Source organism: Aurantimonas sp. C2-5-R2 (genome assembly GCF_036549495.1).
In the GTDB taxonomy this organism is placed as follows: domain Bacteria; phylum Pseudomonadota; class Alphaproteobacteria; order Rhizobiales; family Rhizobiaceae; genus Aurantimonas; species Aurantimonas coralicida_A.
In genome coordinates this window covers 1-8,968 of record NZ_JAZHLJ010000108.1, presented here as the reverse complement: position 1 = coordinate 8,968, position 8,968 = coordinate 1, and the positions used below count along the sequence as shown (strand labels likewise).

Below are 8,968 nucleotides of genomic sequence, written 5' to 3'. Positions count from 1 at the left end.
TCGACGTTGTACCGGCGCGGATATGGAGCGTCGGCAATTATGCACTCGGCATCGCTTTCAGCGACGGGCACAATTCCGGCATCTACACCTTCCCGGCGCTGCGCGAGATCGAGAGCGCGGAGATCGAGGATGTCTAACTCCGCCACGCGCCGCCGCATCCGCGCGCAGGCATCTCCGCGCGATCCGGAGACGATGCGTTTCATCCTCGACGCGCCAGTGCAGGACGGCCGCTCGGCCAGCTTCAACGCGGCGACGGACGACGCCCCTCTAGCGCGAGCGCTATTTGCCACGGAAGACGTCAGGAGGGTGCAGGTCATGGGCGAAACGATCATGGTCACGCGCGCGCCCGGCAGTGACTGGCAGACGCTCAAGCCGACGGTCGCGGCGGCAATCCGTCGGGTTCTGGAGAGCAGCGACCAGCCGCTCGGCGCCCCGCCCGCTCAATCTTCGGCAGAGGGCCGGGACGCGACGCTTCTTGCGGCGGTCACGGAAGTGCTCGACACGCGGGCAAACCCCTCGATCGCTGGCCACGGCGGCCACATCCGCGCCGAGGACGCAAGGGACGGCGCGGTGTATCTGCGGATGTCCGGCGGCTGCCAGGGCTGCGCGGCGTCGTCCGTAACGCTCAGGAACGGGGTCGAGACCATACTGCGCGCGGCTCTCCCCGCGATCCGCGAGATCGTCGACGTGACTGACCATGCCGGAGGTCAGAACCCCTTCTACCGCGATGTGCCGGGGCAAAGCCCGGTCTTCGCGCGCCCCGTCCCGCGTGGCGTCATCGGATGGGATGGTGGTCAAGTGACGATTGACCCGAACTACCTCGCGCCACGCCTCGGGCTGAAGCCGGACGCATTGCGGGCAGGATTGGCTTGCAGCGACATCGTCATAACGACAGAGGGCCGCCCCGCACCCTCGCATGAAGAAGGGATGCGGGTGATCGTGCGCAGTGCCGAGCGCACTTGGGCGGCGGAAGTCATGGCTGACGGAACTGCGCGAGAGCTTCCGCCCCCGCGGGCGGCGGCGGCGCCTGGCGGACGCACACCCGCCACGCTTGCTCAAAGTGTCCGCCGTCACTTGCACACTCTGCCGGCGGACAAACTGCCGATCACCTACAGCGCGCTCGCCTGGGGACTGGGGCTGTATGCGCCGGGCTCCATCCGCAAGATCACCCGCGCGCTCGAGACGACGATGCGCGAAGACGCAGAAGCTGGCCGTCCGTTTATCGCTGCGCGCGTCGTCGGCCGCGGACTTGGACAGGTCCCCGGGCGCGGGTTCTTCGACCTTGCCCGCGCGTTGGGTCGCGGTCCGGAGCCGGGCGAAACCGAGCGGGAATTCCACGATCGGCAGATGAATGAGCGCCGCTCGTCAAGCTGACGAAACGGCGCGGGCGAGATAACGAGACCTCGACCGGTCTTGCCGCGCTCGGTATCGGCGAACGCGCGCTCGCCCGCCAACTGTCCGGTCAAAACGGGGTGCGCTCCAGATGCCTTGTCGCCGCTACCGGCGGCGCCCTTCGAATACGCCGAATGGAAGACCGCCAAGGTCCATCTCAACTATCACGTCGATGTCGAGCGGACGGTCTATTCCGTGCCGCACGGGTTGATCGGCCAGAAGGTCGACGTGAGGCTGCTCCATCGGGTCGTCGAGATATTCCACGACCACAAGCGGGTCGCCAGCCATGTTCGCCGGTCGGCGCGCTCTGGCCATGTCACCGTCAACGAGCACAACCACAGTGCAAGCAGCGAGGTAACCGCGTGGCCTTCCAACAGATCGATATGGCTCGAGATCGAGGGCGACGCCGGCCTTGGCCGACTTCATTCAAGGAACAGGTGGTTCTGGAAACACTGGTGGCGGGCGCCAGCGTCAGCGCGATCGCCGTCAGCACGACATCGATACGTCCCTGATTTACCGATGGCGACGTCAATTTTGTGTTGAGAAGGCCGATGAGGTTGGCGATGGCGAACAGTTTCTCCCGGTCGCCATTTCCAACCAGGTGCTTGGAACGCCAGCGAAGACGCAGGTTGCTACCCGGACAACGGGACGACCGAAGTCTCGGCGATCGCGAGCCTCGCGGATCGAGATCAAATTCGCCGGCGGCAGCACGATCCGCGTTGACGCAGGCATCGATGCTGAAGCGCTCGCCCGCATTCTCGACGTCGTGGATCGTCGTACATGATCCCGGCTCCGAGTGGCGTGCGTGTCTGGCTGGCGACGGGCCATGTCCACATGCGCAAGGGCTTTTCCGGATTGTCACTGATGGTCCAGGAGACGCTGAAGCGCGATCCAAATTTATGTGTCGGGCGTGATTATGTGGCGGCGTGCGCCTGCGGCCTGTGGTTCCGCGGCGAAGGGGAGTTTTGCCGCCAAATAATATTCAAAGGTTCTCCAGCAGGTGCAGCACCGCGTCCTTCGGCCGAAAACGGGTGGTTTGATTGCCCGAGATACCCGCCTTGTCCAGTCCGCGCCGCATCATCTCGACATCCGCGGCGGCGTAGCGGTGCGTGGTGGCGACTTGCGCATGACCCCGCCAGGCCTGGATGGTCAGAAGGTCCACGCTGGATTGCAGCAGCGTCATCGCGAGCGAGTGCCGGAAGATATGAGGCGAGATGGATTTACGCGCCAGCTCCGGCCTGCCCACCGCGGCTGTGGCGGCAGTCCGCCGTACAATATGTGTCGCGCCGAAACGCGTCAGGCGGGTCTCAGGTAGGCCGACAAAGAGCGTTCGCGTTTCTTGGCGATCGACTCCTCGCTCGCTCATCAACGCCGTCAACGCTTTGGCGAGATCATCCGGGATCGGCACGACCCGTTCCTTGCGACCCTTGCCGCGCAACAGCACCTGCGGTCACGCTCGATCGAGATGGAGGTCGCAGGCGTTGACGCCGAGGGCTTCCGAAACGCTCGCGCCGGTGCGCGCGAGGAAAAGCAGCAGGACCCGATCGCGGCGGCCGCGCGGGGTTCGCTTATCCGGCGCGGCAATGAGAGCGTCGACTTCGCGTGGTGTGATATGATGCGTTACCTCGATTGCGACTTCTTAACCGGAATGGCGAGAATGCGTTGGGCGACGCCCAGCGATGCCGGATCGCTCGCCGCCACATGGTGGAAGAACGACCGGATCGCCGTCAGGCGCGCATTGCGCGTCTGGATCGTGTTCTTCCGCGTTCGCTCGAGCTCGTTCAGAAAGGCGAGAACGAGGTCGCGGTCGAGATCCTCGACCGCCAACGCGCAAGGCTTGTATCCGGTGCGTTCGGCGGCGAACAGGATCAGCATGCGCAGGGCGTCTCGGTAGCTGGCGATGGTGGAACGGCCCGCGTTCCTTTGCCTGGTCAGACGGTTGCGAAAGAACGACTCCAGCAGCGGCGGGAGTGGAAAGCGTGCGCTCATGAGACACCTCCGCCGGCGAACGCGCGGTCAGCCGCCATACCCAGAAGATCCGCGGTGGCGGTCACATAATAGGCGGTGTCGGTGTAGCGGGCATGGCCGAGATAGGTCGCCAACAAAGGCAGCAGCGCTTGCACATCGGCGTTCTCTCGATGCCAGACGGCAAGACGCGTGACGGCGAACCGATGCCGCAGATCATGCGGCCATCTTCCCTCCCCCGGCGTCCCAGTCGGGTAGAGTTTAGCGCCGGCCTGCAGATGGCTTGCCGAAAACGGTCCGCAGCCCGAGTTGGAGCTCGCTCAATTCCGTGATCTCATCGATCGTATTCTCGCTAACGCTGAATCAGTGGAATAATCATATAAATATATCCTTATGTGATATTGACTGCGTCCCCGAATTTGGCGTAGCAGGACTCGTCACGATTCCTGCTCTCCTGTTGAGGCAGCCGGACCGAAGGTAACGAGCCGCGAGCCAGAAGACCTGCCGCGACACAAACGGCAGTCGCTTGGCGGAGTATCCGGTGGCGCGCTTGGCGGTTCCGCCGGGACACCCGTCGGCGCGTCCGCACGGTCCTTGCCTCCAATATTGCAATTGGGGTTTAGCCGATGTCTTCTCTTCTCTGTTCCGTCAGCACTCTCGGCGTTCCGCGGATCGGGCCGCGGCCAGAGCTCAAGTTCGCGCTCGAATCCTACTGGTCGGGCAAAACCACTGCCACCGACCTTCTCAAGGCCGCTTCTGACCTTCGCGCCGCAAACTGGGCGCGTCAAAGGGCGCTGGGCGTGAACAACATCCCGTCCAACGATTTCTCGCTCTACGATCACGTCCTCGACACGGCGGCGATGGTCGGCGCCATTCCGGAACGCTACGACTGGAAGGGCGGACCGTTGCCCATCGACACCTATTTCGCGATGGCACGGGGTAGCCAAGGGGGTGCCGATGCGATCTGCGGTCATGATCATGGTCATGACGGGGGAGGCAATGGCGTGCCCGCGCTCGAAATGACCAAGTGGTTTGATACGAACTACCATTACATGGTTCCCGAATTCGGATCGGAGCAGGACTTCACGCTGGCCGCGACGAAGCCTGTCGACGAGTATCTCGAAGCCAAGGCGCTCGGCTACGAAACGCGTCCTGTCATTCTTGGACCGGTCACATTCCTTAAGCTCGGGAAGACGACGGAGAAGGGTCTCGATCGCTTTGCATTGCTTTCCCGCCTGATGCCGGTTTACGAGGAGTTGATGCGGCATCTGCAGATGGTCGGGGTTCGCAGCGTACAACTCGATGAACCGGCACTCGCGCTCGACCTGACCCACAACGAACGTGAGGCCTTGCGTTTTGCGGTCACCGGGATGGCGAAAGCGGCGCCCGGCTTGAAGATCATGCTCACCTCCTATTTCGGCGGCCTCGGCGACAATCTCGATCTAGCGCTCTCGCTTCCGGTGGCGGGCGTCCATCTGGATCTCGTTCGTGCCCCGGACGAACTCGAAGTTGCCGTCGCGACCGCGCCAAAAGGTCTCATCTTGTCGCTCGGTGTGATCGACGGGCGCAACGTCTGGCGGGCGAACCTTCCGGCCATCCTCGATCATCTCGAACCGATCGTCCGCGATTACGGGGCCGATCACATCGAGATCGCGTCGTCCTGCTCGATGCTGCATGTGCCGATCGACCTTACCCTTGAGGAAGGACTCGATCAGGACGTGGCGTCATGGCTCGCCTTCTCGGTTCAGAAGATCGAGGAACTCGATGTAATCGCACGGGCGCTGCGTGAAGGCCGCTCGAAGGTGCATGACTCGATCGAAGCGTCGAAGTTAGCAGCCGCCGCGAGAGCGTCCTCGTCCAAGGTGCATGACGCGGTCGTGGCCGCTCGGATGGCGTCGACCACGAAGGATATGTCCCGTCGCAGGAGTGCATTTGCGGGACGCGCGGCGCTTCAAAAAAAGGCCTTGGGTCTTCCGCTTTTTCCGACGACGACGATCGGATCGTTCCCGCAGACGCAGGACGTAAGGAAGGCCCGGTCGGCCTTCAATAACGGCAGTCTGGACTTTGAGGAATACGAGACGTTTCTGCGCACCGAAACGGCGAAGGCCGTCCGCTGGCAGGAGGAGATTGACCTCGACGTCCTCGTCCATGGCGAGTTCGAGCGCAACGACATGGTGCAGTATTTCGGCGAGCGGCTTTCAGGGTTCGCGTTCACCAAGCATGCCTGGGTCCAGAGCTATGGATCGCGCTATGTTCGTCCGCCCATCTTGTTCGGTGACGTGTCGCGGCCCGAACCGATGACGGTCGACTGGTGGCGATATGCGCAGTCGCTGACCGCCAGGCCGATGAAGGGCATGCTGACCGGTCCGGTAACGATCCTGAACTGGTCCTTCGTGCGAGACGATATCCAGCGTTTCGAGAGCTGCCGGCAAATCGGTTTGGCGATCAGGGACGAGGTTTGCGACCTCGAGGCTGCTGGTGCGAAGATGATCCAGATAGACGAGGCAGCCCTTCGCGAGGGACTACCACTCCATAAAGCCGATTGGAGGGCGTATCTTGGCTGGGCGGTGGACTGCTTCCGCCTATGCACATCGGGCGTTTCAGACGAAACTCAGATCCACACCCACATGTGCTACTCGAAGTTCAATGACATCATCGCGTCGATTGCGGCAATGGACGCCGATGTCATTTCCGTCGAGACGTCACGCTCGCGGATGGAGCTTCTTGACGTCTTCCGGATCTTCAAATATCCGAACCAGATCGGCCCCGGCGTCTACGATATCCACTCGCCGCGCGTGCCGGACGTCGAGGAGATGACGCGGCTTCTGACGCTTGCCCGAGAACGCCTTTCCGACGGGCAACTCTGGGTGAACCCCGATTGCGGCCTCAAGACGCGTAAATGGGAGGAGGTCCGCCCAGCCCTCGAAAACATGGTTGAGGCAGCACGTCGTCTGCGTACAATGACCGAGGCGGACCCATAACAAAGGGTCGTCGGGGTCCACGCGAAAGATCGATATCGTCGTTCCCGGCGATACCAGTCATCGAGGGATGCTCTTCGGAGGTGTGTGCCTCTCGTAGGTGGGCAATGCGGTCCTTCGCAGGCCGGCATCGTCAAAAGCCAGTCTGAGGTGGCCGGCCGTCCGCCGACAGCACCAATGGCACAGAAATGCGATTGTGATTTGAGGAGGATTTGGGTCTCGTCGTAGTGACGAAGGAACGAAGACGAGACCCAAATCCTCCAAGCCGAAATTGCCGGCAAGGGCATCTGCCGAGCAGGTGGTGAAAGATATCTACCGGCCGACCCGACGGCGCTTTTCGGGCGAAGACAAGATCCGTATTGTGTGGACGGGCTGCGTGGCGAAGACAGCATTGCCGAGTGCCGCAAGGAAGGCATTGCTCAGAGCCATTATCATGAGACCTGTGCGCGAAAGCGCTTGATGGCTGGGTGTTTGCGTGATTCAATTCTCTTGTCGGAGCATGAGGATGGGACGATGGCGCGGCGGCGGATTGGGCAGGAAGATCTGAGGTTTGCAAAGAGCGACGCACGGCGAGCCGGCTCGCTGAACGAGATTGCCAACCTGGTTGACTGGGCCGAGATCGATCATCATCTGGCTCCGATCTATGCCTCGGCAAAGGGCGAGCAGGCTTGGTCGCCTCTGGCCCTGTTCAAGGCGCTGCTGCTGGCGGTTTGGCACGATCTTTCGGACGTGAAGCTGGCCGAGGCTCTGGATGATCGGGCGAGCTTCCGCCGGTTTTGCGGTTTTGCGGCGGACGAGCCGACCCCGGAGCGCACCAGCTTCGTGCGGTTCCGGCGGGAACTGGTGGCCCGGTCGCTCGACCGGGTTCTGTTTGAGGCCGTGACGCGGCAACTCGATCGCAGGAACGTCCTGGTGAAGACGGGCACGCTGATCGACGCGACGGTGATCGCTTCGGCCAGCAAGGGGAAAGACGAAGAGGCACGCTGGGTGAAGCATCGCCGCCGGCCCGCCATCCATGGCTACAAGGCGCATGTAGCCACAGACGCCGGTGGCGACATCGTGCGCGTCGTCGAGATCACGCCCGCCAACCTCAACGACGGCAAGATGCTGGCGGCGGTGCTGCCGGAGAGCCCTGGCGAGGTCTACGCGGACCTGGCTTATGCCAGCCATGCCAACGAGACGCTGATCCGGACTGCCGGCGGCGTATCATGCCTGCCGGGCCGCGGCGTCTGGGGCGGCGAGGAAGCCCTGCGCCGATTGGAGGCGTGGAACAAGGCGGTCGGCCATGTTCGCCGCAGGAATCTTCGGAACCTGCAAGCGCAGCTATGGTCTGTCCCGGATGCGCTGGAGCTATGGCGGAATCTGGGTGATGACGGTTTGAAGGAGGCGAGCATGGGCCCAGCGGAACAGACCCAGCATTCCAAGCATTCCCCTTAAAGTGAAGGAGATCATGATGTCGAAATTTTCCGTCGGTAATCACGTCAGCTGGAATTCCGAAGCTGGCCGGGTGAGCGGCAAGATCATGGAGGTCCATTACGATGATTTCGACTACAAGGGTCACCGGCACCGTGCGTCGAAGGATGACCCGCAATACGAAATCAAGAGCGACAAGACCGATCACATCGCCGCTCACAAGGAAGGCGCCCTGATGAAGATTAAGTGATGGTGGCGCAGTTCACAACTATCGGTCATTCCAGCCGCAGCATCGAAGAGTTTCGGGATATGCTGCGTGAACCGCAGGTCGACGTGCTGATTGACGTCCGTTCGTTTCCGCGATCCCGCACCAACCCTGTGTTCAACATCGACCAGTTGCCGGACGACCTCGCGAATGTGCAGATCGGCTACCGACATTGCCCGGCGCTGGGAGGGCGGCGGCGCAAGCAACCGGGCATAGCTGAAAGCCTCAATGCGATGTGGCGCGTTCAGAGTTTTCACAACTACGCCGACTACGCCTTGGGTGATGAATTTGCTGCCGCATTCGATGATTTGGTCCAGCTTGGCCGCGACCGTCGCCTGGCATTGATGTGCTCTGAAGCCGTCTGGTGGCGGTGCCACCGCCGTATCATCACTGACTACCTGCTCTTGAACAGCCACGAGGTCGATCACCTGATGGCACCCGGGCGTATTGATAACGCCACGCCCACCCGTGGGGCGCAACGAACAGCACAGGGAAAGGTAATCTATCCCATCAGCAGCACATGATCGGAGCATCGGGGTAAGGCGATTGTGTCCGGTGGACACTTTTCGAGCGGACAATAACGGCGGACCAAGTTAGATTTCTGGCTATCCTCGGGAGAGGCGCACCCATCGCGGTTCGCTCCCGCCTCCAGACGAATTCAGGTTCCTTCCTGGCAACATTCGTATGCTGGCGGGCGAAGCGCGGGACATCGCCAGCGACAGAGCCGGATGTTTGGGAAGCTACCCGGAAGCCAGATCCACTCGCGCCCCGCACAAACACCAACAAACACGTGTCTTTCTGACCGGCCACCGGCGTCCGGAAGCCACCGGTATCCACCCGACCAATGAGCCACGCCCACCATGACGGTGACAAATTAGGCCACGAAGCGGCGGCGAGAGGGTCGGCCGCGCCGGAGTAAAACCCGGCCAGTGGATAGGCTGTTTTCCTTTTGGGG

At 62.2% G+C, this 8,968-nt stretch carries 10 protein-coding genes and 3 pseudogenes; 10 read left to right on the top strand and 3 right to left on the bottom strand.

What is annotated here, in order from left to right; genetic code table 11:
* The 5 genes and pseudogenes from VQ044_RS22540 to tnpB form a co-directional block, all read left to right on the top strand.
* The coding region (locus tag VQ044_RS22540; RefSeq protein ID WP_331827788.1) for a gamma-butyrobetaine hydroxylase-like domain-containing protein at nucleotides 1-137 on the top strand (137 nt) is incomplete at its 5' end.
* Entirely contained in the window at nucleotides 130-1,374 is a 1,245-nt protein-coding gene (locus tag VQ044_RS22535; protein ID WP_331827787.1) for a NifU family protein, read from the top strand. The genes VQ044_RS22540 and VQ044_RS22535, both read left to right, overlap by 8 nt.
* 111 nt (nucleotides 1,375-1,485) lie before the next feature.
* A pseudogene (locus tag VQ044_RS22530) lies at nucleotides 1,486-1,725 on the top strand (Mu transposase domain-containing protein); the annotation flags it as partial.
* Nucleotides 1,726-1,804: 79 nt separating this feature from the next.
* Nucleotides 1,805-2,176, top strand: coding sequence for a hypothetical protein (locus VQ044_RS22525; protein WP_327649889.1), 372 nt, complete (start codon nucleotides 1,805-1,807; stop codon nucleotides 2,174-2,176).
* A pseudogene (tnpB, locus tag VQ044_RS25905) lies at nucleotides 2,173-2,274 on the top strand (IS66 family insertion sequence element accessory protein TnpB); the annotation flags it as partial. The gene VQ044_RS22525 and the pseudogene tnpB, both read left to right, overlap by 4 nt.
* Before the next feature lie 100 nt (nucleotides 2,275-2,374).
* Here the strand turns inward: tnpB and VQ044_RS22520 are convergent.
* From VQ044_RS22520 to VQ044_RS22510, 3 genes are all read right to left on the bottom strand, one after another.
* Nucleotides 2,375-2,836, bottom strand: coding sequence for a tyrosine-type recombinase/integrase (locus tag VQ044_RS22520; protein WP_327649886.1), 462 nt, complete (start codon nucleotides 2,834-2,836; stop codon nucleotides 2,375-2,377).
* A gap of 176 nt (nucleotides 2,837-3,012) precedes the next feature.
* On the bottom strand, nucleotides 3,013-3,381 hold the full coding sequence (locus tag VQ044_RS22515) for a phage integrase N-terminal SAM-like domain-containing protein (RefSeq protein ID WP_327649884.1): 369 nt from the start codon (nucleotides 3,379-3,381) through the stop codon (nucleotides 3,013-3,015).
* On the bottom strand, nucleotides 3,378-3,515 hold the full coding sequence (locus VQ044_RS22510) for a hypothetical protein (RefSeq protein ID WP_327649883.1): 138 nt from the start codon (nucleotides 3,513-3,515) through the stop codon (nucleotides 3,378-3,380). The genes VQ044_RS22515 and VQ044_RS22510 overlap by 4 nt, the downstream gene beginning before the upstream one ends.
* 468 nt (nucleotides 3,516-3,983) lie before the next feature.
* Between VQ044_RS22510 and metE the strand changes: the two genes are divergently transcribed.
* The 5 genes and pseudogenes from metE to VQ044_RS22485 all read left to right on the top strand — a co-directional run bounded on the left by metE (nucleotide 3,984) and on the right by VQ044_RS22485 (nucleotide 8,537).
* Entirely contained in the window at nucleotides 3,984-6,338 is a 2,355-nt protein-coding gene (gene metE / locus VQ044_RS22505; protein ID WP_327649881.1) for a 5-methyltetrahydropteroyltriglutamate--homocysteine S-methyltransferase, read from the top strand.
* A gap of 268 nt (nucleotides 6,339-6,606) precedes the next feature.
* Nucleotides 6,607-6,803: pseudogene (locus VQ044_RS22500) on the top strand (IS3 family transposase); the annotation flags it as partial.
* Between the two features lie 45 nt (nucleotides 6,804-6,848).
* Nucleotides 6,849-7,772 carry an IS5 family transposase gene (locus VQ044_RS22495; protein ID WP_327649888.1) on the top strand — a complete coding sequence of 308 codons (924 nt, stop codon included), beginning with the start codon at nucleotides 6,849-6,851 and terminating at the stop codon, nucleotides 7,770-7,772.
* A 16-nt stretch (nucleotides 7,773-7,788) separates the two neighbouring features.
* Nucleotides 7,789-7,998: a DUF2945 domain-containing protein gene (locus VQ044_RS22490; RefSeq protein WP_442872998.1), complete on the top strand. Its 210-nt coding sequence runs from the start codon at nucleotides 7,789-7,791 to the stop codon at nucleotides 7,996-7,998.
* Nucleotides 7,998-8,537 carry a DUF488 domain-containing protein gene (locus VQ044_RS22485; RefSeq protein ID WP_327649878.1) on the top strand — a complete coding sequence of 180 codons (540 nt, stop codon included), beginning with the start codon at nucleotides 7,998-8,000 and terminating at the stop codon, nucleotides 8,535-8,537. The genes VQ044_RS22490 and VQ044_RS22485 overlap by 1 nt, the downstream gene beginning before the upstream one ends.
* The last annotated feature ends 431 nt before the right edge of the window (nucleotides 8,538-8,968 follow it).

What these genes read in the sequence shown, in the direction of transcription:
- VQ044_RS22535 (WP_331827787.1), top strand. Translation starts at nt 130, where the DNA reads ATGTCTAACTCCGCCACGCGCCGCCGCATCCGCGCGCAGGCATCTCCG.
- VQ044_RS22515 (WP_327649884.1), bottom strand. Translation starts at nt 3,381, where the DNA reads ATGAGCGCACGCTTTCCACTCCCGCCGCTGCTGGAGTCGTTCTTTCGC.
- metE (WP_327649881.1), top strand. Translation starts at nt 3,984, where the DNA reads ATGTCTTCTCTTCTCTGTTCCGTCAGCACTCTCGGCGTTCCGCGGATC.
- VQ044_RS22495 (WP_327649888.1), top strand. Translation starts at nt 6,849, where the DNA reads ATGGCGCGGCGGCGGATTGGGCAGGAAGATCTGAGGTTTGCAAAGAGC.
- VQ044_RS22490 (WP_442872998.1), top strand. Translation starts at nt 7,789, where the DNA reads ATGTCGAAATTTTCCGTCGGTAATCACGTCAGCTGGAATTCCGAAGCT.
- VQ044_RS22485 (WP_327649878.1), top strand. Translation starts at nt 7,998, where the DNA reads ATGGTGGCGCAGTTCACAACTATCGGTCATTCCAGCCGCAGCATCGAA.